Raw genomic sequence first — 26,300 nt, 5'->3', positions numbered from 1 at the left:
AAAAATGGGGTTGTTGGGGTTCTTGGCTTTTGCCAGTTGTGATATCAATGGCGCTGGTGCTAATTTTATCCCTTAAAAGTTATTTCAAGCCAAAAATCTTACCTATGAACTAAAAACTGTGGTGATAAATTACAACTAGCTACTTATTGTTAAGATACTCAGGAAACAACTTTGGGTAAAGTCATCTTAGTAACAGGGCCAGCACGATCTGGTAAAAGTGAATGGGCGGAAACTCTGGCGATGCAGTCAGGAAAAGCAATTATTTACGTAGCAACAGCCACTGATAACCTAGACGATCGGGAGTGGCATCAACGCATTTTAGAACACCAACAACGTCGTCCCTCAGACTGGGTAACTCTATCTGTACCCGTGGAACTGTCTGCTACCCTTGCTGATGCCAAACCCCATACCTGCCTTTTAATTGATTCTTTAGGAACTTGGGTTGCTAATCTATTAGAAGAGGATAAATCTAGCTGGGAAAATATTCTTGCAGAGCTATTAGAGACAGTGGATCTCGTTGCTGCTGATATGGTGTTTGTAGCAGAAGAAGTGGGTTGGAGTGTAGTACCAGCTTATCCCCTTGGGAGAACGTTCCGCGATCGCCTGGGTTCTTTGGTTCGCCAGCTAGCTACACTTAGTGAAACTGTTTATTTAGTTACTGGTGGTTATGTTCTCAATCTCAGCGTCCTTGGTTCACCATTGCCCAACAGAGAAGTCACGAATCAAGATTTTTAATCCCAAATCTAAAATCTAAAATCTAAAATTGTCTTATGGCAACTAAACAACAAGTTAGAGGATACCTTGCCTACTGGTTTCAGTTAGGCAAGAAAGTAATTACGGGCAACGGTAAGGCAAGCATTTTGCCGCTATCGGTGCTAAATGGCGATCGCTATAGTGAAGAATTTGAAGAGTGCTGGCAAAAAATTATTTCCCCAGAATCAGGTGATTGTCACTTAGAGGGTACACAAGAAACAATTGCTGAACTGTTAACACCAGCATGGGATCTCGTGCCTTGTGGTCGTTGCAGTATGCCAGTAGCCGCTCGAAATGTCGGGATGCCAGCATTGTTATGTCCTTGCAATAGCTTACCCAACTGGCCTAATACAGAATTGCCAGCACCGCGAGAGCCAATAAAAACTCAAGAGCAACTCAAAACAATTTGCGATCGGCTTGTAGACAATATTGCATAAATAAAGAATATTAAATGATTTATTTCTTGGAAGTTCCTTAGTTTACTTTAGTGGTTGAGAATTTGGCGTTGGACAAGTTTTATTTGTAAAATCACACTGATAAATATAAGGTTCTTGCCAACTTAAGGGAATTTCTAATAAGTCTCGTGTTCCTGTCATGCCTTGTCCAATGAATAGTAATAAAGCAATGCAGTTTAAAATTGTGTGGACTGTACGCCAAAGATTGGACTTATCTTGATAAATATCTTGAACAATCGCTAATGAAAAAATCATCAGCATTGCTGCGGTAATGCCAATATAATAATGTGACCAATACCACTCATTAGAGAGACGATATACTCCATCCTGACAACCGATAATTACTAAACCTGCACCAGTTAAAGTTGCAAAAACTCCCCGCCACAATCGCTGTCTTGCCCGATAGAGAAATACTAATGAGGCGATAGTTGCAGCAAATATTAACAGGATAAAAACAACTTGAAAAGGCGCTTTATTCCACAATTCATTTTTGATAATATTTTTGCCAATCGGGTAGCTTAAGCCGATTAAAGTTAATCCGACAACTGCACTTGTTAGTCTTTCGCCTAACTGCTTATGTTCTGTGCCCACCACGGGGGGAATTTTGCTCTTATTCCCAGCTAAAATTTGCAATCTGCGTTGGCGTGTTTGCCAAGCAAAATTAATCACTGTACCAATAAGTGGAAATACGAATATGACTGCGATCGCTGGATGTAAAAGACCAAGAAAATCTGTTAGTTGCATACAACACCTTTTAATGAATCATTAAATTCATCTCAAAGGACAATTTAAAGCATCGTAGTACCACTTAAATTAATTTCAGATGAGAATCTGTTTAAGATTAATTTCTATGATTTTCAGGTTATTTTAATAAACCTAATAAATATAGGAATCATATTTTATTTTTGAACAAAATTATGTATTGTAATGAACGAGATTTTTCTAACTTCCAGAGCAAGTAATTATTGTCACTATATACAACAAATGTTTTATATTTGTAACTTGTTTCTATTTGCTTGCGCCAAATATCTGAAGGATTTAGTAAAAAAATATCTGTGAATTCATCAGGAATATTGGGAATAGTTTGGCCTTTTATTAATTGAAACTGCACTTTTGACTGCAAAAGATAGCTGAGAGAAAAGATGTTGCCATAATTAATACCCAAATCATCACTAATCAAAAGTGGATGAGTAGCCTGATTGATAATTTTCGCAATTTGGGGATTACCATAGCTAATAACCTTACTCCACCAAGTTTCTGCCTGAGAATTCACTCCATAAGAAACTAGCCCACAAATAATAATTAGTCCCATGATTGTTTGCCCGATTCTCCGGCGGATAAGACTCTCATTATTTAGTTGCGTAGCTATTAGGTAAGTAACAGCTAATTGAATGCCCAAATAAGAAGGCAATAAATAGCGCTCTGAAAGTGAGCGGATACCCCCAAAAATTAAATCTGGTAACACTAAAGGTAACGCCGGAATCACAATTAACGTTACAATAAAAAACCATATTTTATAGTTAGTTCTTTGACAAAGAAAATAAATAGAATATCCAATAAAACTTAAAAATATTGGCGTAATTATATAGCTAAAGGTATTTTCAAAACCAAAGTTTAAATCAATAAAAATCCGGCTCAACTGTAAAAGCCAAGATTTAATTAAAATCTCTAGAGGAAACTGCATTTTTGCCCAATCTGTTGAACTAGCAAATTGCAAAGAGTTATCGATTAGAACCAGTATCCAAGGTGTAAAAGCTAAAAACCCTGCTAGAGATGCGAATAAATAAGCTTTCACTGTCCCCGTCAACCTAAATTTTGCAGTAGCGATTACATAAATTCCATGAGCAATTGCGACAAATCCACTCAACAAAAATGTATAAAAAGTGAGTGCCAAAGTTACGGTGTATATTCCCCAATTTAAGATGTGTGCTTTACCCTTAGATTCTAGCCGTAATGCTCGTAACAATGAGGCGCTGCATAGCAATATAGTCACAATCCAGAGAATATATTCTCGTGCTTCTTGGGCGTATACTAGATGAATAGGGGAGATTGCCATAAGTGCGATCGCAACCTCCGATACCCATACTGATGCTTTAAATAATTCTCGACATAACCAATAAATACTGGGAAAAATCAACAAGCTGATAAAGGCAGATAAACTTCTAATTACCGTCACCGAATTGCCAAAGATTCCCACCCAAAACCGAGCAATTAGATAATACAATGGTGGATGCTGTGGATCTTCTGTTTCCAAAGAGTTGATTGTGTCAATTAAGCCTTTTTCTATATTGGAAATTTGGAATTTGGCAAAACTTTCTTTTGTAATTATGCGACCATTAAATATTTGCTGCCTGACTTCATTTGCCGTATAACCAGAAATCCGCAAGGAAGTAAAAGTCTCATCATGCCAGTAAACTTTACGGTCAAGGTTAAAAAAGCGAAAGAATATACCCACCAGCAACAGAACGACAATGAGAAACCGCAACCTATTTAGAGTAAGTTTGAGATGCGACATAATTAAACTTTATAATAACTTGTTGCAGTGTTCAGATCGCCGCCTTCTTTAACAAATCGGCGATCTAACTTTCCCCGAATGATTTAGGACTACTATAGGATTACTATCTGATTTCTGAAAAAATCTAAGTGTTTGTAGAGTGTGTTAGACGGAACGTCGTAACGCACCAAAGCCTTACAAATGGTGCGTTACAGATTTCATCCTAACGCACCCCACAGTAACTACTTTTATTCAGAAATAAAATATGATTCCTATATATAAGACTTACGCATTGACAGGAAAAACCAAGTATAGATGATTGGAAAAACCAGATCCATCGTAGGGGCAATTCATGAATTGACCCTACGATGCGGGTCTATTTACCATCAATGAAAAACCTGAAACAGTTGTTTATATTAATGCACATCATAAGTTATTTGGAAAGTGCGTAAGTCCTAATATATTAGGTTTACTCTGCGCTTCTGCGTTTAGTCAATTTCCAGACCGAATAATATTTATCACTATAAACAATATCTGTATTTGATTTATATTTTGTTTCTATTGTTTCGCGCCAAGTATCTGAAGGATTGAATAAAAATACATCAGTATAACCATTAGGAATTTTAGGAGTTTTTTGGTTATTCACCAGCAAAAATCGTACTTTTGGTTCCAAAAGATAGCTCAGAGAAAAGATATTCCCATAGTTATTGTTCAAAGCATCACTAATCAAAAGTGGATGAGCAGCCTGATTGATGATTTGGGCTACTTGTGGATGATCATAGCTTATACCCTTATTCCACCAAGTTTCTGCCTGAGAACTCACTTTACAAGAAATCAGACCACAAATAATTACTAATGCCAGAATTATGTGCCAAATGCTCCGCCGTGACACGCTAGCATTAGCTAATTGTGTAGCTAGTAGATAAGCAATAGTAACTTGTATTCCTAAATAAGATGGGATAAAGTATGCTTCAGTAGATGATTGGATGCCCCCAGCAATTAAACCTGGTACTATTAGGGGTAGTGCTGGTACTACAATCAATGCCATCAGAAAAAACCAGATTTTATAATTAGTTGTTTGGCAAAGAAAATAAATTGAATATCCTACTAAAATTAAAAAAATTGGGATAATTGAATTACCTAGATAATTATCTGATCTCAGGTCTACATCAAAAAAAATTCGGCTTAATTGCATCAACAAAAATGGAACTATAGGCATCAAAGATGACTGCGTTGTTGTCTTATCTGCTGAAATCAGAAATTGAAAAAAGTCACCGATTACAACTGTTATCCAAGGCATGAAGGCTAAAAAACCTACCAGTGATGCTAGTAGATAAGTTTTGACAGTTTTAGTCAACTGAAATTTAGCCGTGACGATCGCATAAATTCCGTGAGCAACTGCAACAAATGCACTCCAAAGAAATATATAAAGACTGATAGCTAAAGTTACTGCATAAATGCTCCAGATGGCAAATAAATCTGGTCGCTGTCGTTCTTTCAGTAGCTCATCTTCCAGGCGCATTGCTCGCAGCAGAGATGCACTTGATAGCAATATAGTGACCAACCAGAGAATATATTCTTGTGCTTCTTGGGCGTATACTAGCTGAATTGGAGAAATTGCCACGAGTGCGATCGCTACACTCGGAACTGATAATGGTACATTAAATAATTCTCGACATAGCCAATAAACACAAGGAAAAACCAGCAAACTGATGCAAGCAGATAAACTTCTAATCGCTGTCACCGAATTACCAAAGATTTGCATCCAGAATCTGGCTATTATGTAATAAAGCGGTGGATGGTAAGAATCTTCTTTAGCCAAAGTCATAATTGTGTCATTTAAGTTTTTCTCTGGATTTGCACCTTGAAACTGGGCAAAACTTTCTCCAGCAATGACACGATTATTAAAAATTTGCTTTTTTACTTCAGTTATTGTGTAACCAGAAATTCGCAATGAGGTGTAAGTTTCGTCATGGGAGTAAACTTTGCCATCAAGGTTAAAAAACCGAAATGATATTCCCATCAACAATAAGAAAATAATTAAATATCGCAACCAACTCGGAGCAAATTTGAGATGGCGCATAAGTAGGTTTCCCAATGAAATGTCTAAAATAATTGCGATCGCTATGAATTATGTAGAGTAAAATATCAGAAATGTTCCTATTGTTTCTGTACCTATAACTCAGATTTGTTGGTGCAAAAGAGAATTCTGACAAAATTTGTTAACGCCATCTTGCAAAGTCTTTGGTATTAGACATAGTTAGAAAATCAATAGTCTTAAACTGAGTATCAATAGCTGGAACACTACATATTTTAGCTCCAATATTCAAGTATGCTTGCAAAATTTTAGGAATTTCAACATAGGATAAATCTGGACATTTTTGAGGCAATTCTAGACAAGATTGTGAATTTGGATAAACCAAAATACTCGGATGCATCAAGCCATTTTGTCGAAAATAATCATAAGTACAAGTAGCTTGCCGAGGACATTGTGTTAGTAATGATGCACAGCCAAAAAAATATTGGTTTTTACTCCAGATCAGATAATTTGCCAGCCCTTCCCAGAGTAGTAAAAGTGCCTGAATATTGCGATATTCTTTAGCTATACATGCACGGCCAACTTCTACTGATGTCTGAAGCACAGAATTAGGAATTGCATTAAGATTAAATATATCAGCAGCATCAAAGCCTAGTCTTTGAGAAGCCATTGTATAGGTTTGCATCCGATAAGTTCCAATTGTTTTACCCGTTTGTTTAGAGATAAGGATTAAATGATGGCAAACGGCATCAAACTTATCTATATCCATCTGGGTAAAATTAGAAGTGGAGAATCCTAAACCTAGTTCCAGATTAAAAACTTCAAAACGCAACCGAAAAATTGATTCTAATTCTTCTTCAGTTGAAGCCAGCCGGAGGATATATTTTTCAGTTTGAATAACGGGAAAATCTTCAAGAGAGGAAAGAGGATTTAGTGGGTAATTGATATTGCATCCAGAAACTTCCATCGATCTTCCTACTTAGATTAGCGAACATATCCTGCTAGAATTTAGGCACTATGCAAATAGCTCACATTATGCATTAATGTGTCGAAGTGTGATTGAGACGGTTTTTGATAAAATAACCTCTAGAGAGTTTTCTTACTATCTTGTATTAGAGGTAGAGTGCTTTTATTATGGACATTAATTCCAAAAAAATCTGGCAATAAGATACAAAATTTTCCTTTGATCTACGCTATAAATGCAAGTTATACTAATTCACACAAACCCGGATGTATATAAGTTTTTACTAGTGGCACAACAATTACTGGTGTCAAGTTAAGCCCTTGCGAAGCTCATTAGCGCGTCACTTGCTTCTCTCTTCTCCCAAAGGGTGAGGCTAGTAGTCTATCAAGTCAATAATGCTTACGTAAACCAAGTTTTAGAATCTTTCTCTCTTTTTCTCTGTGTCGCGCCAGTTGCTTCAAGTCGGGGAACCCGCCCAACGCACTGGCTTCTCTGTGCCTCTGCGGTTCGTTCTTTTACCCTTCAAAGTTGGCTTGGTAGACTACTAGCGCCAAGGGAGAAGCAACTGACGTGCGGTTTATAACCGCCCATTTCGCTTTTTTTTAGAGTGAATATCAAGTTTGACAGCTTGTCTTTTGACATAGAGCGCAACTTTACTTAGAGTTCCGCACTAGAGGAGGACTGAGTACTGATGAAAGAGGAAGAAAAAATTTATTCTTAATTCTTCAAAATTCTGACACTCAGGACTCATTACTCAGAACTCAGGACTTTTTTTATGGTAGATTTGTTGCTGATCTCAATCCTGGGGTTCCTGGGGAGTTTTGGGCACTGCTTTGGGATGTGTGGCCCCCTAACAGTAGCCTTTTCCCTGTCTCATCAACCGAAAGGAACATCAGAAAAGTCTGGCATCTGGCGACAGCAATTAAAATTTCATCTTTTGCTAAACCTGGGGCGGATGTTGAGCTATGCTCTCGTCGGTGCTGGCATTGGGGCATTAGGTTCAGTATTGCTGCAAGGTGGACAACTAGCGGGTGTTGGTAGCGATTTTCGGCGCTGGATGGCAATTTTAACTGGCTTGATGCTGATTTGGTTTGGTTTAGGACAAATAAAACCCGATTTTTTGCCGCGCATTCCTGTGTTACATCCTTTATTGCAAGGTAGCTTACATGATCGCCTCAGCACAGGAATGGTTAAGCTTTCCTTTAAAACAAAATGGTGGACACCAATGCTTTTGGGGATGACTTGGGGTTTAATGCCCTGTGGTTTCCTCTATGCTGCCCAAATAAAAGCCGCTGAAACTGGCAATTTATTAATGGGTGGGGCAACTATGTTGGCTTTTGGACTAGGAACCCTGCCCACGATGCTAGGTGTGGGTGTCTCCACATCGTTGGTAAGCAAAGACAGACGCAGTCAGTTATTTCGATTAGGTGGTTGGGTAACACTCACCATTGGCGCTATCACCTTGCTACGAACTGGTGACACAATGGTAGATTACACTGGGCACGCCGCTTTGTTTTGCTTAATTTTGGCGTTAATTGCGCGTCCCATTAGTGGGTTGTGGGCATCGCCATTGCGTTATCGCCGCGCCTTGGGGGTGGGAGCTTTTGTGCTTTCTGTAGTTCACACCGCCCACATGATAGAACACTCATTGCAATGGAATTTTGCTGCCTTTGATTTTATGCCGCCAGAATTCCAGTTGGGTATGGCTGCGGGTGCTGTAGCATTAATATTAATGTCCCCCGCCGCTTTCACAAGTTGGGAATCTTTGCAGAAATCTTTGGGCAAGCGTTGGCGACAGATTCATCTATTGGGTGTGCCAGCTTTGCTCTTGAGTGTTATTCATACTGTGTTGATTGGTTCCCATTATTTGGGTTCCTTACAATCAGCTTGGGGAAATAAATTAGCGGTAGTACTGATAGCAATTATTACTCTCGGTGTCTTGCTAGTGCGTTCGCGCTTTTTTTGGTCAAAGTTAGCCGTAGAAAAGTTTTATGTTCCCCCAACCAAATCGCGGTAAATCATCCTTGTTTTCTGGCTTCATCCCCAGGAGTCAAAAACAGAGGCATTATTTACTTAAAGGCATTTTCTGGCAAAATAAAGGAAAAATAAAGTATTTATTTTTCCTGAGTTGCTTAGTTATTTCAATAACTAATTTTTACCCCGCGTCTGCTCATAAAGTGGAAGTAGCTGGAAATGTCGGTGGTACTTTCCACATTGAACCAAATGATACTCCCCAGGCTGGAGAACCCGCCAAAGCCTGGTTTGCTCTTACCCGCAGAGGTGGAAAGGTGATTCCTCTGGCACAGTGTGATTGTCAGTTGGCTGTGTATGCCGAACCTTATGCAGCCGGAGAGCCACCACTCCTAGAACCACAGTTAGAGGCTGTGGCTGCTGAACGCTATCAAGGCATTCCAGGGGCAAATATTACCTTTCCCAAGCCAGGAATTTATGAGTTGCAACTAAATGGCAAACCAATCTCTGGGGCAAGATTCAAACCCTTTCAGTTCAAATTTGAAGTTACTGTGGTAGGTGGCTCTACACAAAATACACAAAATGAGCGAGATGTCAATGGTAATTTAGTAGAGGGTGAATCTCAGAAATTACCAATTTGGGCGATCGCACTTCCCATCTTTGGATTTATCGGCATCTTAGTTGTCGTACTGCGAAGCATGAGGAATGGACAGTAGGTAGAGACGCGATTAATCGCGTCTGTTGCGGAGTAGGGAGACATTTTTTGTGTCTCCCTTTTTGTGAGTCAGTTCACCAAATTGTTTGCAGATGAGGGTAATTCAGAATTTTCGCATCGCAAGTTACCAGAGGAATTTCATATCGCCTCGCGATCGCAACTAAACCTCATCTATGTTGAGAACCATAGTTTTTGCCCTCACCCTAAATCCCTCTCCCTTCTTGGGAGAGGGACTTTTTTCCGACTCCCCTTCTCCCAAATTTGGGAGAAGGGGCTGGGTGATAAGGGTTTTTTCTTTTCATACGGAAAGAACTACAGTTTTCAAGATGGATGCGGTTTAGAATTCTGTCTGCTAGATATTTTATGAGTGGGTGGAAAGGGATAGCTATCGCCGACTTGGGGCATTGAGAACTCTTCCCCATTCCCTTGAGGAATGGAGTTTTTTATCGGTGTCGCTTTTGATGCCACTGCCAGCTATGAGCGACAATATCCTCAATGGATGGATACTGAGGTTGCCAGCCTAAAATTGTTTTGGCTTTCTCGCTAGTGCCAATGAGAATTGGGGGATCTCCTGGGCGGCGATCGCGTTCTTCTACTGGTATCGAAACTCCTGTCACCTGTTCGGCAGCTGCAATTACTTCTCTGACAGAGAAGCCGCTACCATTGCCTAAATTAAAAGCTTCACTATCGCCACCTTTTAATAAATATTCCAATCCCAAAATATGGGCATCTGCTAAGTCATTAACATGAATATAATCACGAATACAAGTACCATCAGGCGTGGGGTAATCTGTGCCAAAAATTGAGATGGATTTTCGTTTGCCTAAAGCTGTCATCAACACCAAGGGAATCAAATGGGTTTCTGGGTTGTGATCCTCGCCCAGTAACCCATTGGGATTAGCACCAGCAGCATTAAAATAGCGGAAACGCACTGATTGAAAACCGTAAGCAAGATCAAAATCAGAAAGAATCCGCTCTACCATTAGCTTTGTAGCGCCATAAGGATTAATCGGATTTTGGGGATGGTTTTCTGGAATGGGTACAAATTCTGGAACTCCGTAAGTAGCACAAGTAGAAGAAAAGACAAATTTCTTTACAGATGCCGTTAGCATCGCTTCTAACAGCGTGAAAGTACCAAGGACGTTATTGCGATAATATTTAGCCGGGTCAGTTACCGATTCTCCTACGTAGGCGTAGGCAGAAAAGTGCATTACAGCAGCAATATCGTGGGTTTTAAATAAGCGATCTAGCAAGGCGCGATCGCCTGTATCCCCTACTATCAATTCTACCTGTAAAATCTTTTCTACCAGGTCACGATGCCCATAGACCAGATTATCAAGGATGATAACGTTATAACCCGCTTGCTTCAAAGCAAGTACCGTATGAGAACCAATATATCCAGCTCCCCCCGTTACCAAAATGGTAGGCTTTTCAGACGACATAGTTTTTCCTTTTAAGTGGATTACTCAATTAATTTAGTTTACCGGTGCCACATTACTCTTCTGGAAAATTATAAATAATAGACGCAGTGTTAAAATTTTGAACTAAAATCACTACGACGGTAGTCTTTGGGTGTGAGGTTTGAGGTATTTTAAGTCAAACATGACAATAAAATAAATCCATTTCCCGAAAGCTCTAGGTTGACCCTTACGGGTGACGCTCCTAGCGTCGCTACAGCTAAGAAGTCACCAGTTGTTTTATCCAGGGAAACCATACATGGCAGTTCCTTCTGGGAAGCCACTTCTTTTGTTCGCAGAAAAAGTGGCATTTAAATCCCTAGCAAGGCGGATTTTCTTACCACCACACACACTGGCTCACCGCACCAGAAAATTTGAGAGTTAATCTATGTTTCTATTGCTAAGCCGGGTACTGCTGTGGCTGCTGATTGGCACTATCGTATATTCTTTGTTCCAGCGATTTTATCCCTCTGGAAGTTTTGTAGGGCGATTAATTTTAGTCGTTATCTTGGTAATTGTAGCCCTATCATTTCTTAACCCCAGTGAACCCGCTGTGGCCTCGTTGTGGAGGATGCTGTCTTTTCCACTCAAGCCTCTAGGAGCCTCTGTTCTCCTGATGATTTTGGCAGCTCAAAAAATCAAAGGAGGCGGAATAGAGAAACCAGGAGGATATTTGATCGGTTGGGCATTGACAATTTTGCTGTTGGCAAGTACGCCAGCAGTCGCCTATTTCCTTTATCGGGCACCTCTAGGAGCTATGGCAGGTGAAACCCATGTAGCAACTGCTACACCAACATCTGGGACGCTAGTGGCATTAGGGCAACCAACTACTACAGCAAACATCTCAGATATCACGGGGGATAGTATTCTTTCTTATAATCTGAGAGTGCCGCCCTACCTATTACAAGGAAATCCTCAAGATATTCGCAGCCGAGGTTTACGACTTGAAGACTTTGTACCGAATTCGGAAACGTTGCAATTAACAACAAGAACTTGGGAAAGTTATCTCGTTGAAATTTACAGATTTTTACGTGTTCAACGGTAATTAGGACTTACGCAAAACTTGAGCCGAAAAGAAAGATTTCAGGTAGAGGCAATTCATGAATTGCCCCTACCGCTTGTAATTTTGCGTAAATCCTAAAAGTAAAAGAGAATTAAATTTTGGCTCCTGACTCCCGAATTCTTTGTTGTTAATTTACAAGCGATATTTCCTGTACATAGCTGTCTGCTTTAACTAGCAGTTAATCTAGGATGATAAAATTGCAAAATTGCTTTAATGGCAAAATCTCGACGAATCGCTAAACTCAGCGCTTACCTCCGACCTTATTGGCGGGATGTGTCTTTAGGAATTCTTGCTTTGTTGTCTGTCAATGCACTGGGCGTTTATATCCCTTTGTGGATTCGTGCTGGTGTTGACAAACTCTCGACAACCCTCAACTATCAAATACTACATTACGTAGTAATTATTGTCTTACTCAGTTCGGCGATGTGGCTAATGCGGATGGCATCACGCATTTGGCTATTTGGGGTGGGTCGCCAAGTGGAATTTGACCTGAAACAACGGATTTTTGAACACTTACTCAAGCTGGAACCGGGTTATTTTGCCAGTAATACTGCTGGCGATTTGATTAATCGGGCTACCAGTGATGTAGACAATATCAAGCGGTTATTGGGTTTTGTAGTCTTGAGTTTGGCAAATACGGTGTTTGCCTACGCTCTGACACTGCCAGTAATGTTAGCAATTAGTGTGGATCTCACACTAGCGTCTCTGGCAGCGTATCCTTTTATGCTTTTGTTAGTGAGTCTGTTTAGCGATCGCTTACGCAAACAGCAAGCAGCAGTTCAAGAGCAACTCTCTGATATCAGCGAACTCATCCAGGAGGATATTAGCGGCATTGCCTTAATTAAAATCTATGCCCAAGAAGCAAATGAGCGTCGAGCCTTCGCTAAAAAAAATCAGCAGCTATTGACTGCTAACTTAGAACTGGCAAAACTCCGAAATACACTATTTGGGCTAATTGGCGGGCTAGCTAATATCAGCTTATTAGTAATCATCTGGCTAGGGGCGGCGCGGATGTCTTCTGGGGCGCTTACGGTTGGCGATTTTTTAGCACTGTTAATCTTTGTAGAACGGCTAGTTTTCCCCACAGCCGTTTTAGGATTCACAATTACTGCCTACCAACGGGGTGAAGTTAGTATCGATCGCCTTGAATCTATTCTCTCTGTCACACCAAAAATTCAAGATGCAGCCGATGCCATCCATTTACCAGCGACAGAAGTTAAAGGGGAACTGACAGCGAAAAATTTTACCTATATTTACCCTGGTTCCAAGACACCAGCTTTAGCAAACATTAACTTTACCATTGCTGCGGGAGAAACGGTGTCTGTTGTTGGGGCAATTGGTTCGGGGAAATCTACTTTAGCCAATGCTTTGCTGCGCTTGTTGGATATTGAATCAGAACAATTGTTTTTAGATGGGCTGGATATTACTAAGATCGCTTTGGCAGATTTACGAGGTGCGATCGCCTATGTTCCTCAAGATAGCTTTCTATTTAGCACTACAATCAAAAATAATATCCGCTACGGCGATCCAATTAGCGAACAAGAGCAGGTAAAATCTGTTGCTAAACTAGCCCAAATTGAATCAGAAATTAACAATTTTCCCCAGCAATATGAAACTCTTGTTGGTGAACGCGGGATCACTCTTTCTGGTGGTCAACGACAACGTACTGCCTTGGCTAGGGCAATGCTAGTCAATGCTCCAGTGTTAATTCTAGATGATGCCCTCTCCAGTGTAGATAATCAAACAGCTACGGAAATCATCAAAAATCTCTCAAGTGGTACTAAACGCAAAACAGTGATTTTTATTACTCATCAATTATCGGCAGCGGCGGCGGCTGACCGAATTTTAGTGATGGAAAAGGGCAGAATCGTTCAGACAGGCAATCACTTACAACTTATTCAACAAGAGGGTCTTTACAGAACCTTGTGGAGCCAACATCAAGTTGAGGAATTATTGCATTAGTGCAAGATTCACGGTCAGGTACCTTAGAGGTTGTTTGAAAAGTAGTTAGGTGTGATTTTAGGCACTCATTGATCCCACTTAACCCACGCCAGTCGCTCCACTACAGCGCTTTGCGCATCCTGCGGCGGGGGAGACCCCAAGACCGCGCTGGCTCCCCTTAAAAAGGGGGAAGAATCAAAGTCCCCCAATTTATCGGGGGATTTAGGGGGATCTCCAAGAGTTAGGCGTATAAAAAACTTTTCAAACAACCTCTTAGTTTACAACTCTTCTACTTGGGGAAGCGGAAAGATTTCACCAGCCAAGTAAGCTGAAAAGTGCTTTTGAAAATACAACCAAGAAGTCATGTCTTCCCCATCTATCAATGCTTTTGGGGCTTGTTTATATAGAGGAATACGGTTATTAATTTCATCTTGCAACAGTGCGGGTAGTTCTGCTAAACCCTTGACTTTGCTGCCAACAGCACTGTAAATTAGTTGGCCGGGGCGATCGCTCATTTTCATCCAAGGAAGCCATTGACCAATCCGATCCCAACTCAGTTTGAGTTCAGAAACTGAGGCAAGGGCTGGGTTAAATAAATCTGCGGTTGGCACTGTTAATTTAAACAGTTCTGCTGCCTGATAAATTGGATTTGGACTGTATTCGGCAAATTTTGGATCGTCTGCCAGAGGATTGGGGTAATAGGGAAATATATCAAAAACGAAGGTTGTGCTATCACCATCAACTTGTGCAGGAAAATTCCCCTCAAACTTCCCCTGCACAGGATTATTAGCAACGTGAATTACTGGAACTGTCTCGCCTGTCCAAGGATTCTCCCATTTGCGTAAGACTTCATCTGTTTTGGGGTTGAGGTAGTAAGTCAGTTCTCTAGAAGTAAAATTCCAGCTACCTTCTGTTGTGGGAATACATCGGCTAACACTCAATCCCAAAATTTTAAACAGGAGTTGTCTTTTCTCGCCGGGGATAAAGGCATATATTTTACCTTTCCAAATTAGGAAAGTCGATTCGCTAGGGTCGAGAGAAGAACGAGTTTTAACCCAATGCTGCGCTTCAAGTTCTTGGATTTGGGCAACCATCTAAAGCATCCTTAAGTAAGAGTGTGGAGTGTGGAGTGGGGAGATGAGGGGGATGAGGGAGACAAGGGAAATAACCGAATGCCCAATCCCCTTACCTTGTTTCAGAGAGTTGTTCATCGAGACGGCGAAACAAAAACACCCAAAGAGGTAGAGAACTATTAATCGCAATTAGTCGCACTAAATGACCAGTTGTGACGATTTCAACATTATGATTCAATGCTAGGGAAACCAGGATCATTTCTGCTGATCCTCCTGGTGCTGTGACTAACAGACACGTTAACCAGTCCCAAGAAGTTAATTGCATCGCAAGTATAGCAGCGATCGCTCCCGCTATGAGGGTCATTCCCACAGACATCAAGGCATAGCCGACAGTCCGTGTCCTCAAGTTGGGTTTATCTCCCCAATATTCCCCAATCGTAATTCCCAGGAGTATTTGACCCAATAAGTTAATTAAAGGCGGCGGACTAAAGCTAATATCACCGAGAAAAGGTAGCGAATGTAGCAAAGGGTTAAACCCGATACCAATTAACAATGCCCCAAAGAAATCGCCGGCAGGAATTTTAAATAATATAGCTGGATAAACTACTAATCCAGTGATTAGCAGTACTAACAAGAGTAATTCTAGTTGAGATAGATCGAGATTGAGCCAAGCACCGTTGATTGGGAGTGTTTGGGGATAGTAATTACCGGCTAATGTTCTAACGATGAAGGGAATCAGAACAACTACTGAAGTGACGCGAATCGCTTGAACTAGGGCAACTAAGCTGACATTTTGATTGTAATCGGCTGCGATCGCTGCCATAATTCCTACACCACCTGGAACTGTAGCTAGCATTGCTGTCAATAGGTTGATTTTGCTCAGGCGGGAGTAAATATAACCAATACAGCTGCCACTCAGCAGCAGAAACAAGGTGAGAAAAATAAATATGGGAATACCAGAAGCAACACTAGCTAAATTACCGTGGGTATTAGAAGCGCCGACAGTTAAGCCTACAAGCGCCATTCCGACTTTTCTCGCAGTGCGGTTAGGTTTGGGGGAATATTGATAAAAAATTCGACACCCTTGAAGAACTACTGTACCAGCAGCAATACCGCCAAATATCCAGGCAATTCTGCCAATTTGGAACTTGGCGAGGAGTAAACCCAGAGGTAATGCTAGAAGCATTTCTAAGACAAGGACAATTAGTTGCTTCGTAAATAGCTGTTGTTTGGTAACAATAGGATTTTCATCAGTGTGTTCTTCCAGGTTGGGAGCAACACTTACAGTTTGATTCATCGATACGAGTTTTTTTATTAATTTAACTTACAGCGTTTTTCAGGTAAATGAAGTACACAGGTAGGAGTACAGCAGTTCTGTGCCCTTAAAATCATCTGTACCTGCAATCTGCTGTATGTACTTTGGTTAATGCGATCGCACCATAAACCTACTTTTCAATTTACAGTTATGTTTGTATACCAAATTCCTCTGGTGCTATTCCCCAATTTACCCAACAAATTGCTTCACGCGCTGATTTCATCTCCGGCGGAACACGTAAGGCGTGAATAAAATTTGTGCTAGGGCAAGTCATTTTTAATAAGTAAATTGGTTCTTCATCGACATCATTATCTATTTTTAATAGAGTATATTCTTTCCAAAAATCTAATTCAATCGCTTGTAATTCTTGGCAGATTCTAGCGTAACCAATACCCTGAATTAACACTCGGCGTAGTTCGGCATTTTCTTCTGTCAAAAGCCAATTAGCTTGCCATTGCTGCGGGTGGATTTTACCGTATTTTTCAGGCAAGGTTACACCGTGGTATGAGTACAAACTATATCCATCGGTAAATTCAATAGCGGGTTCACCTTCAGCGTGGAGGCGGTTTTCATTGTCGAAGCGCAGGTGAAGGGGGCGATCGCATATAATTACTACTTTTTCAAAAGCAAAAATCCAGCCACATTCTATAATCAGTGATTGATAGTGCTGGAATTTTTTCACATCATAATCAAAATTTAAAACCTTAAAATAAAAATCATATACACTAGCTACTGTAGCATTTTTATCTGGTTGCCAGGATTTCCAATAAACGTTCCCTATATCAGATCCTAAACTTTTTAATAGAAAAAACCACAATCGCTTTCCCATCCGGTTATGTAGTTTTGTTCCAGGTTGATGTAACTTTTCATATATTTTGGTAATGAGTTCAGGTTGGAGATGTGTATATAATAATCCATGTCCGTAATCCCAACCATTACTATCCAATTCCAAATAAAGAGAATCATATAATATTCTGGTATCTGATATTGTCTGAAATATTGGTAAATTCATTACTTCACGAAAAAAGTCTATTTGCTTACCGAGGAGTTCCGGTAGAGGCTGAAAAACTTTTTGTTGCTTTTTTATTCGGCTTACGGATGATTTATTTAATCTGCTAATAATAGGAAATTCCAATTTTTGTATTAATTGGTCAAATTTATCCAGAAACATCTCACTGAAAGCAGCATACGGACTATCACAAAAGATAATCTCAGGTACTTCAAAGCCAAAGTCCGTGTAAGCAACTTTAACGACTTCCTCTGCCTTTTCTTTATCAATTCGCTCAGTTGAAAATGCGATCGCTCTCCACTTTTCCCGATAAACTGGAATCAAAGCCTCTTGCTCAGGCGTTAACTTTTCAATCAGCGACATAACGCCACCCTTCCGGCTCGTATTCCCTCTGAATTTTCACAATCCAGTCACCTTGGGGAATAGAAATCGGCTCGTATTCCCTCTGAATTTTCACAATCCAGTCACCTTGGGGAATAGAAATAGCTTTATGCTCCTCATGGGCAAGTAATGCCAACTCTGAAAACACACGCAAATAGAGTGTGCTATCTTTTTCGTATAATTCTGCGTTTCCATCAGTAATGCGATGCTTATGCCCTGTAACTTCGCCTTCTGCCAAAGTTAAGTGAGGTATTTTTTCTCCTTCAATTTGCTGCACAGGCAGTAAGATTACATCACCTTGACGAATTGGTTGCATAGTTCTGCTTTCCTAATATGGGTACAAAACCCACTTGGCTTTTTGCTCTCAACCTTGATTTAATTTTGGCACAAGCTCTTAGGGATTGGGCATTGGGCATTGGGAATTGGGAATTGGGAATTGGGAATTGGGCATTAATTAATTATTTCTCCCTCATCTCCCTTGTCTCCCTCATCCCCCTCATCCCCCTCATCCCCCACTCCCCAACATATTTTCAAAACTGTAGTCGCCAATTATGCGTTAGATAAGTTAAAGATTGAAATAGCTGGAAATTCATACCCAGCGTTTCCCTCTCTATCCTTTGGGACAGACTGGGGCATAAGTTCACAGGGTTTTCTCCTAAACAGACAGTTTATGTGAGGATTAAATCACCGCCCTAAGCGCGACTTATCTTGACAATTTGCAAAAATTACCTCAATTTGACTGTTTAGCTTAGTTGCTATTCTTTTTATTGAAATTTCCATGTCAACTCTCGTCATCGTCGAATCTCCAACCAAAGCTCGTACCATTCGCAACTACTTGCCAGCAGGCTATCGGGTGGAAGCGTCTATGGGTCATGTGCGTGACTTACCCCAGTCGGCTAGTGAAATTCCTGCTGCCGTTAAGGGGGAAACATGGGCGCAGCTAGGGGTAAATGTGGACGCCGACTTTGAACCGGTATATGTTGTCCCGAAAGACAAAAAGAAAATTGTCACCCAGCTTAAAGAAGCCCTTAAAGATGTAGATGAACTGATTCTGGCAACGGACGAAGACCGGGAAGGTGAAAGCATTAGTTGGCATTTATACCAATTGCTAAAGCCGAAGGTTCCGACGAAGCGGATGGTGTTTCACGAAATTACCCAAGAGGCGATCAAAAAAGCTCTGAAAAACTGCCGTAATATTGATGAGCAGTTGGTTCGCGCTCAAGAAACACGGCGGATTTTAGATCGACTCGTGGGCTATACCCTGTCTCCCCTGCTATGGAAAAAAATCGCCTGGGGATTATCTGCTGGGCGGGTGCAATCTGTAGCTGTGCGGCTTTTAGTCACTAGAGAACGCCAACGTCGTGCTTTCCATGAAGGTACATACTGGGATTTGAAAGCCAGTTTGTCAAAGGAAAAAACTCCCTTTGCTGCCCAGTTGGTAACATTGGCAGGAACCAAAATTGCTAACGGTAGCGATTTTGACGCAACGACTGGCCAAATTACCGCAGGTCGTAATGTCTTGTTGCTAAACGAAGACCAAGCGATCGCCCTCAAGGAACGCCTAACGGGTAAAACCTGGAATGTTAGTGATATTGAAGAACGCCCAGTAACGCGCAAACCGTCGCCACCGTTCACCACCTCGACGCTGCAACAAGAATCTAACCGGAAATTGCGCCTTTCAGCCCGCGACACAATGCGGGTTGCTCAAAATTTGTACGAACAAGGGTATATTACCTATATGCGGACAGATTCGGTGCATTTGTCAGATCAAGCGATCGCAGCTGCTCGGAGTTCTGTAGAAAAGCTTTACGGTCAACAATATCTCAGTCCCCAGCCCCGGCAATACACCACTAAATCCAAAGGCGCACAAGAGGCGCACGAAGCAATTCGCCCAGCCGGCAGCACCTTCCGCACCCCCCAAGAAACTGGTTTGGGCGGTCGAGAACTTGCCGTTTACGATTTGATTTGGAAGCGGACTGTCGCCTGTCAAATGGCTGATTCCCGCCAAACTCAAATTACCGTGCAATTGCAAGTCGAGGACGCTGGATTTCGTTCTTCTGGCAAACGGATTGAATTTCCTGGATACTTACGCGCCTACGTCGAAGGTTCAGATGACCCAGAAGCAGCCCTAGAAGACCAAGAAGTAATTTTGCCCAATTTAAAAGTAGGCGATCATCCCAATTGTACAGAACTAGAAGCAGTTGGACACGAAACTCAACCACCAGCTAGATACACCGAAGCTTCTTTGGTGAAAACCTTAGAAAGCGAAGGTATTGGTCGTCCCAGTACCTACGCCAGCATCATTGGCACAATCATCGACAAAGGTTATGCCCATTTGGTGAGTAACGCTCTTATTCCTACCTTCACCGCTTTCGCCGTCACCGACTTACTGGAAAAACATTTCCCCGACATCGTTGACCCCAGCTTTACCTCGAAGATGGAGCAAACCCTTGATGATATTGCCACAGGTGAAGCGAAATGGCTGCCCTACTTGCAGAAATTTTATCTGGGAGAAAAAGGGCTGGAAACTCTTGTAAAAGAACGGGAAAGTCAAATTGATGCCACCAAAGCTAGGACTGTAGAACTAGAGAATCTAGATGCCAAAGTCCGTATTGGTAAATATGGCCCCTACATTGAAGTTACAAATGGTGAAGGGGTTATCACCGCCTCAATTCCCAAAGACTTGACACCAGCCGACCTCGACCCCAAACAGGTAGAAGTATTGCTGCGGCAAAAAATTACTGGCCCTGACCAGGTAGGTCGTCATCCCGAAACGGGTGAACCGATTTATGTGAAAATTGGTGCTTATGGGCCTTATGTCCAATTAGGTGATAAAACCGACGAAAACCCCAAACCGAAACAAGCCTCCCTACTCAAAGGTGTCACCCCAGAAACCGTTACCCTGGAAATGGCTGTTGGTCTGTTGGCACTACCCCGCGCATTAGGAGTTCACCCAGTCACAGGAGGCAAAATCCAAGCAAGTTTGGGGCGCTTTGGCCCTTATGTCGTTCATGACCAAGGTAAGGAGGGGAAAGACTACCGTTCCCTGAAAGCTGCTGATAATGTATTGACAATCAGCTTAGAACGTGCATTAGAGTTATTGTCTGAACCAAAAAAGGGGCGCAGTTCCACTAACAGCAAGTCCAAGGCAGCCTTACGCGAATTGGGTACACATCCAGACAATGGGGAAACAATCAACATCTACGATGGCCCTTATGGCCCTTACATCAAGCATGGCAAAACTAATGTGAGTATCCCAGAAGGTCAAACGGTAGAAGATATAACTCTGGCTGAGGCGGTGAATTTGTTGAGTGCTAAAACATCGACAGCAAAATCGACTCGCAAAACGACTAAATCAACGACTTCTAAATCTAAGTCAACGACGGCTGCGAAAAAGAAAGTCGCAGAAGGCTAACTGATAAGTCAAGAGTCCAAAGTCCGATCCTTAACTCTTGACCCTTGATATTCATCCTTGATAGGATGCAGTTCAGTAGGTTGCAAGTGTGATACTCTAAAAAGTAGGGGAGAACACAATGCCAAATTTAAGAAGTGGCTTATATCCTAAGTAGGGGATTGTGTTTCAGCCCCGTTAGAAGCCAGAGGTACGAAAATATGCCATTTTCTGCCTACCTGTTAATCAAAAATTGAGGTAGTATCTCAGGAGCGTTCAGTTCATGGACTATATAGAAAAGGTGCTGGAAAAGCTTAAGGAATTAGCTCGCAGGCTAATTGAGAGCCTGTTAGGGCCAGAGGCTGAACCGGAACCGGAACTGATTCCGATTCCTGTGAGCGATCGCTCGCGTCGTCGTCATTAGACCGAAAGTGTTAAACTCGACGTTGCAACCCTTAAGCATTCTGGCACTGCATGGGCCAAACTTAAATTTGCTAGGACAGCGAGAACCAGGAATTTATGGTTCGTTGACACTAGCTGAAATTAACCGCCTGTTAGAAGAAGAAGCATTCAAATTACAGGCGAAGGTTTTTCCTTTGCAGTCAAATCATGAAGGAATCTTGGTAGATACTATTCATGAGGCATTAGGACAACATCAGGGAATTTTGATTAATGCCGGGGCATATACTCACACAAGTGTGGCATTACGAGATGCGATCGCAGCTGTTAACTTGCCCACAGTTGAAGTCCATCTGAGTAATATATATCGGCGGGAAGATTTTCGTCATCATTCATACATCGCTCCAGTTGCGATCGGGCAAATAAGTGGTTTTGGCGTTCAAAGTTACTTGTTGGGCTTACAAGCTTTGGTAAATCATTTGAGATTTATGATTTAGCAGGAGAGACGCGATTCATCGCGGCTGTAGTAAAGTTAGGAATTAGCAATATTTGATTAAATCCTCACTTTTAACTATATAGTTTATGCGTTACTCTCCTATAAGTCGGTTTCGAGGTACTTTCCTTGGAGCATTTCAGGGGGAAAGTTTAGCCTCTGGTGGTATAGAGTCTCAGAGTTACCTGGATTTAGGCAGAATGGCAGTTCTGGGTACTGAGAGTTTGATTGAGTTGGGTAGATTAGATTTAGATGATTGGATAGCACGTCAGCAGCAAGAATCTCTTCATTTAGCAGCAACTGATGACATATCCATAAAAATAATTATTGCCACACTACCAGTAGCACTTTTTTTTCACGAAAATCCGATTAAGCTCCGACAAAATTTACTGCGTGTACTCCAAATCTGGGAAGATGACCCAGTAGTACGGGATGGAACACTAGCGGTAGGATACGCGATCGCTCTTGCCCTAACTGAAAAACTCAACCCCCAAACCATAATCCCGCAAATAATTTCTTTTATTGGAGAAACACCAACATCAATACCCAAAAAATTGTTAATAGTCCAGAATTTATTAGAGCAAGGAGCGGGATTGTCAAGGGTACAAGCTGAGTTTACTAGGGAAGAAAAACTCAGTAACATCATTGCCATAGCATTTTATTGCTTTTTGAGTACCTTGGAAGACTTTCGCCTTGCTGTTTTGCGAGCTACTCACAATAGTAATTCTAAAGTGCAAGACGCTACGTATTTAGGCTCACAGGCTACAGGGGCAATTACTGGTGCTTTATCAGGAGCATATAACGGTGTAGGCGGAATTCCTGTAAATTGGCAAGTCTTGCTCTTGCAAAAGAATTCTCCCGCATGGGGATTAACTAGCTTTTCCCAAATGTTAGAATTGACCGGTGCATTTGTAGCGGTGTGGTCAGGTGTGTACGATCTTAGCTTAAATTCAAGGGAATTAACATCCGATGGATGTGAGGTAGATATGCTTTCTGTTTATGCAGCTCCTCGCGTTATTCGATCGCGTTAACAATAATTACGAATTACATAGCTTGCTTCTCGCCGGAGGCAGTATTACGAATTACGAATTACCCCCTGTACCATAGTTGCAACCGCCGCAGAGCAAACTCCCCTGATGATTGTCTTTTTTTGAGCTATCAAAGTCGGCAATTGCAGGCAAAGATAATGAAAATGCAGCAATTTTTGCAGTTATTGATCCAGCAATTGACTTTCTGGCGGCGACAGTACAAAGGACTACGCCGTAAGGGAAAGTTAATGAGAAGTCCTAAAGGAAAAAGCCATAGAAGGAAACTTCTAAGGACTATGTTCAAGAATATATTCTTGTTTTTATCAAAAACCAATGACAAAAGCGTAGATGTAGCCCGCCGTAGGCATCGCCGAAAACAAGAAAGAGCGCTCCAGTTAAAGGCAAAATCAGTCGAAACGAAGAGTAGTATTTATACAGTTGTTTTAGATTGGGTGCATGAACAGCGTTCCTGGGTAATTTTAGCGATCGCTTTACTATCCCTTACAGGTGTTATTGGACATAGATTATACAACCAAACTCAACTTCAAGTCGGACATCCCGCGCCCCAGACAATTACAGCGCCTTACACAGCTAGCATCGAAGATCGCAAAAAAACAGAAGCCGAGCGCAAAGCTGTAAGTTCTAGCTCCTTACAAATGTTGATGCTGAATGCGCGAATGAACGAACAAATTAACGAAAATTTGCAACAACTTCTGGATGATGGCAATGAAATTCGCACCGTTGCTGGTGCTTTTCCTTTTTTTGATCCTGTAGTTTTATCCATCTCTACCCAACGTTATCTCCGTTCTTGTCCTGAATTGGAATGGCAAGCACTGCTAGTAGCTGTAGAAAAAAGTAAAAATCAGCAGAAGAAAGGAATTGGACGAACCGCCTCATCTCGTCCATCTGTACCCAATCAGGAACACCAAGCGCGCACCGCACCAGCCAAATCTAATTCCCAGAGTCCACAGGTAAAGCCACAGAAAACAGAGCCAGTTGATTTTTCTCAAAACACTGACTTCACCCAAGCACAAACAGAATTAGAATCTTACCGCGTTACAACTTCAGAGAAAAACTTATCTTTACTGATTGCTCAAGTTTCCCAAACACGCCAAAGATATACCCAAGCCACTGCCAAACTTTTACAGTTAGAGACTGTTACCCCAGAAACAGTATATGAGGAATCCCTACTTTTGGATTTGTCAGATGCGGACTGGGAAAAAACACAAACGGGAATCCATCAAACTACAGAGCGAATTCTCACCCAAGGCATTCCACAGGGACTCCCAAAAAATATTTTAGAGGATGCGGTGAGTTTACAGTTGCAGACCTTTGTACCAGAATCGGCTGAACCTTTAGCAAAGAACCTGTTGTTAGCTGTACTCAAACCGAATCTGCAAAAAGATGAAGAACAAACGAGAGAAAATGCTCAAAGGGCAGCTGCTGGAGTGCCGCTCGTGATGGTGAAGGTACAGCGTGGTGAGGTGATTGTCAAAAAAGGAGCGCAGATTACTGCATGGAACTTTGAAGTGCTAGAGCATTATCACCTAATTCACCGGGAGATAAAATGGCGGGGGTTGGTGAAGTTAGGAGGCGTAATTGCGATCGCCATTGGCATTTTTGTCTGGGTAGAACGACATATAGATTACGAACTGCGACAACGCGATCGCCTATTAGTGTTATTACTAAGTCTGAGTGTGCCAGGTTTGGTGACAATGGGATTGCCTTATACTACCTGGAGCGCCCTTGGTTTATTATTGGGGAGCTACTATGGCCGGACTTTGGGATTAACAGTCGTTGGACTGCTGTTGCCGATATTAGCTATCAGCTTGGATATGAGCAAGGCGGCGCTGTTAGCTGGTGCTGGTGGAGCAATATTAGGTAGTTACTTAGCACAACGATTACGATCGCGTGAAGAATTGGCTTTATTAGGAGTTGCGATCGCCTTGACTCAGGGCGGCATTTACCTGGTTGTTAAAATCTTAATTGGTCAAGCATTTGGTTCAACCTGGTATATCGTCCTCCGAGAAGCTGGATTATTTGCTTTATCCGGTTTAGGCTGGAGTGTTGTTGCTTTAGGGTTGAGTCCTTATCTCGAAAAAGTTTTCGATTTAGTTACTCCCATCCGCCTAGCAGAGTTGGCGAACCCTAACCGCCCCTTATTAAAACGACTGGCTACAGAGACTCCCGGAACTTTTCAACACACGCTATTTGTAGCTACCCTTGCCGAAGCTGCTGCCAAAGAACTAGGATGCAATGTTGAATTGGTCAGGGCTGGTACATTATACCATGATATCGGCAAAATGCACGATCCTCTTGGATTTATTGAAAATCAAATGGGGGGCCGAATAAACATGACACAGAGATTAAAGACCCTTGGAAGAGTGCAGAGATTATCAAAAAGCACGTAACTGAGGGGTTAGTGATGGCGCGTAAACACCTTTTGCCGACAGCGATTCAAGCTTTTATTCCAGAGCATCAGGGAACGATGCTAATCGCGTATTTCCATCACCAAGCCCAGCAAATGGCTCAACAAGATCCAAGTTTAATAGTAGATGACGCAGATTTTCGTTACGATGGGCCGATTCCTCAATCACGGGAAACCGGAATTGTTATGTTAGCAGATTCTTGTGAAGCGGCGCTGCGATCGCTGCAAGCATCGGCGAAATCTCTGGGAGAGAAGCGATCGCTTAAAGAAGTCTCTACTGAACAAGCTTTAACAATGCTGAATAATATTTTGCGTGCCAAATGGCAAGACAATCAACTCGCAGATTCAGGACTAAAACGGGAAGAGATGTCGCAAATTGCTCAAATATTTGTGGATGTTTGGCAGCAATTTCACCACAAACGGATTGCTTATCCAAAGTTGAAGGCTAGTAACCCTATACGGAATTCGTAATTAAAGATTTCCGAGATGCTGAATTGTTATTTCCCCACTTATCAATTTTAAAGCCAGAATAAATTATTAGGGATTAAACGAAAATGGCTCCTTTAACTATTCTTTTACTAGATGAAAAATAGAACTTATATCATATCCGATTAAACACTTGTCATTGCGTACTCCGTTGGAGAACCCGAACGCGAATAGCGTCTCCGAAGGAGAAGGGTACGGAGTGAAGCATAGTCCTTCGGACACGCTTCGCGAACGCAGAGTCCTGGTGATTGCTTCACTCCACTTCGTTGCGCTCGCAATGACATATCGTAATTAAACCAAGAGTCCAGAAGGAGAAATATCTAGAGATAGTAGCGTTATGGATCGAATCTAAATTCCGATCCACAACATAATCACGAATTACGAATTGTAGTGAACTTACTAAGGAATTTTGAAAGAAGTCTGAGCGCCGATTTCCGGCGCTCAGA

Annotated in this window: 19 protein-coding genes and 1 pseudogene; 11 read left to right on the top strand and 9 right to left on the bottom strand. The window is 41.7% G+C overall.

Annotated features, from left to right (window positions below):
- Nucleotides 1-171: 171 nt before the first annotated feature.
- Nucleotides 172-735, top strand: a complete 564-nt coding sequence (gene cobU, locus GTQ43_RS03450) for a bifunctional adenosylcobinamide kinase/adenosylcobinamide-phosphate guanylyltransferase (RefSeq protein ID WP_265270743.1) — start codon at nt 172-174, stop codon at nt 733-735.
- A gap of 35 nt (nt 736-770) precedes the next feature.
- On the top strand, nt 771-1,190 hold the full coding sequence (locus tag GTQ43_RS03445) for a hypothetical protein (protein ID WP_265270741.1): 420 nt from the start codon (nt 771-773) through the stop codon (nt 1,188-1,190).
- A gap of 42 nt (nt 1,191-1,232) precedes the next feature.
- Here the strand turns inward: GTQ43_RS03445 and GTQ43_RS03440 are convergent, their stop codons facing one another.
- The 4 genes from GTQ43_RS03440 to GTQ43_RS03425 all read right to left on the bottom strand — a co-directional run bounded on the left by GTQ43_RS03440 (nt 1,233) and on the right by GTQ43_RS03425 (nt 6,707).
- Entirely contained in the window at nt 1,233-1,952 is a 720-nt protein-coding gene (locus GTQ43_RS03440; protein ID WP_265270739.1) for a DUF4079 domain-containing protein, read from the bottom strand.
- Nucleotides 1,953-2,100: 148 nt separating this feature from the next.
- The gene (locus GTQ43_RS03435) at nt 2,101-3,723 is read right to left on the bottom strand and encodes a glycosyltransferase family 39 protein (RefSeq protein ID WP_265270737.1); all 1,623 of its coding nucleotides are present in this window, start codon (nt 3,721-3,723) and stop codon (nt 2,101-2,103) included.
- 448 nt (nt 3,724-4,171) lie between these two features.
- A complete protein-coding gene (locus GTQ43_RS03430) occupies nt 4,172-5,785 on the bottom strand; it encodes a glycosyltransferase family 39 protein (protein ID WP_265270735.1) in 1,614 nt (537 codons plus the stop codon).
- Nucleotides 5,786-5,924: 139 nt separating this feature from the next.
- The gene (locus GTQ43_RS03425; RefSeq protein WP_265270733.1) at nt 5,925-6,707 is read right to left on the bottom strand and encodes a GNAT family N-acetyltransferase; all 783 of its coding nucleotides are present in this window, start codon (nt 6,705-6,707) and stop codon (nt 5,925-5,927) included.
- Between the two features lie 772 nt (nt 6,708-7,479).
- Between GTQ43_RS03425 and GTQ43_RS03420 the strand changes: the two genes are divergently transcribed.
- Complete coding sequence (locus GTQ43_RS03420; RefSeq protein WP_265270731.1) at nt 7,480-8,721, top strand: sulfite exporter TauE/SafE family protein; 1,242 nt, start codon at nt 7,480-7,482, stop codon at nt 8,719-8,721.
- Complete coding sequence (locus GTQ43_RS03415) at nt 8,696-9,391, top strand: hypothetical protein (RefSeq protein WP_265270729.1); 696 nt, start codon at nt 8,696-8,698, stop codon at nt 9,389-9,391. The genes GTQ43_RS03420 and GTQ43_RS03415 overlap by 26 nt, the downstream gene beginning before the upstream one ends.
- 442 nt (nt 9,392-9,833) lie before the next feature.
- Here the strand turns inward: GTQ43_RS03415 and galE are convergent, their stop codons facing one another.
- A complete protein-coding gene (galE, locus tag GTQ43_RS03410) occupies nt 9,834-10,832 on the bottom strand; it encodes a UDP-glucose 4-epimerase GalE (protein ID WP_265270727.1) in 999 nt (332 codons plus the stop codon).
- Nucleotides 10,833-11,235: 403 nt separating this feature from the next.
- Between galE and GTQ43_RS03405 the strand changes: the two genes are divergently transcribed.
- Nucleotides 11,236-11,892 (top strand): hypothetical protein, encoded by a 657-nt coding sequence (locus GTQ43_RS03405; protein WP_265270725.1) that lies wholly within the window; start codon nt 11,236-11,238, stop codon nt 11,890-11,892.
- 231 nt (nt 11,893-12,123) lie between these two features.
- Nucleotides 12,124-13,872, top strand: a complete 1,749-nt coding sequence (locus tag GTQ43_RS03400) for an ABC transporter ATP-binding protein (protein WP_265270723.1) — start codon at nt 12,124-12,126, stop codon at nt 13,870-13,872.
- A gap of 257 nt (nt 13,873-14,129) precedes the next feature.
- On the opposite strand, the gene GTQ43_RS03395 is transcribed toward GTQ43_RS03400, so the two are convergent.
- The 4 genes from GTQ43_RS03395 to GTQ43_RS03380 all read right to left on the bottom strand — a co-directional run bounded on the left by GTQ43_RS03395 (nt 14,130) and on the right by GTQ43_RS03380 (nt 17,945).
- Nucleotides 14,130-14,945 carry a DUF1838 domain-containing protein gene (locus tag GTQ43_RS03395; RefSeq protein WP_265270721.1) on the bottom strand — a complete coding sequence of 272 codons (816 nt, stop codon included), beginning with the start codon at nt 14,943-14,945 and terminating at the stop codon, nt 14,130-14,132.
- A gap of 91 nt (nt 14,946-15,036) precedes the next feature.
- The gene (locus tag GTQ43_RS03390; RefSeq protein WP_265270719.1) at nt 15,037-16,221 is read right to left on the bottom strand and encodes an AbrB family transcriptional regulator; all 1,185 of its coding nucleotides are present in this window, start codon (nt 16,219-16,221) and stop codon (nt 15,037-15,039) included.
- Between the two features lie 166 nt (nt 16,222-16,387).
- Complete coding sequence (locus GTQ43_RS03385; protein ID WP_265270717.1) at nt 16,388-17,611, bottom strand: DUF6745 domain-containing protein; 1,224 nt, start codon at nt 17,609-17,611, stop codon at nt 16,388-16,390.
- Nucleotides 17,598-17,945, bottom strand: coding sequence for a hypothetical protein (locus tag GTQ43_RS03380; protein ID WP_265270715.1), 348 nt, complete (start codon nt 17,943-17,945; stop codon nt 17,598-17,600). Before GTQ43_RS03380 ends, GTQ43_RS03385 begins: the two co-directional genes overlap by 14 nt.
- Nucleotides 17,946-18,407: 462 nt before the next feature.
- Between GTQ43_RS03380 and topA the strand changes: the two genes are divergently transcribed.
- From topA to GTQ43_RS03355, 5 genes and pseudogenes are all read left to right on the top strand, one after another.
- Nucleotides 18,408-21,044 carry a type I DNA topoisomerase gene (gene topA, locus GTQ43_RS03375; protein ID WP_265270713.1) on the top strand — a complete coding sequence of 879 codons (2,637 nt, stop codon included), beginning with the start codon at nt 18,408-18,410 and terminating at the stop codon, nt 21,042-21,044.
- 259 nt (nt 21,045-21,303) lie between these two features.
- Nucleotides 21,304-21,444 (top strand): hypothetical protein, encoded by a 141-nt coding sequence (locus GTQ43_RS03370; protein WP_265270711.1) that lies wholly within the window; start codon nt 21,304-21,306, stop codon nt 21,442-21,444.
- A gap of 22 nt (nt 21,445-21,466) precedes the next feature.
- The gene (aroQ, locus tag GTQ43_RS03365) at nt 21,467-21,916 is read left to right on the top strand and encodes a type II 3-dehydroquinate dehydratase (protein ID WP_265273656.1); all 450 of its coding nucleotides are present in this window, start codon (nt 21,467-21,469) and stop codon (nt 21,914-21,916) included.
- An 85-nt stretch (nt 21,917-22,001) separates the two neighbouring features.
- A complete protein-coding gene (locus GTQ43_RS03360) occupies nt 22,002-22,943 on the top strand; it encodes an ADP-ribosylglycohydrolase family protein (protein ID WP_265270709.1) in 942 nt (313 codons plus the stop codon).
- Between the two features lie 155 nt (nt 22,944-23,098).
- Nucleotides 23,099-25,839: pseudogene (locus GTQ43_RS03355) on the top strand (HD family phosphohydrolase).
- Nucleotides 25,840-26,300: the final 461 nt, after the last annotated feature.

Origin of the sequence: Nostoc sp. KVJ3 (assembly GCF_026127265.1) — a bacterium.
Lineage (GTDB): Bacteria > Cyanobacteriota > Cyanobacteriia > Cyanobacteriales > Nostocaceae > Nostoc.
The sequence above is the reverse complement of the archived record's forward strand: the minus strand, read 5'-3'. Positions and strand labels throughout refer to the sequence as shown.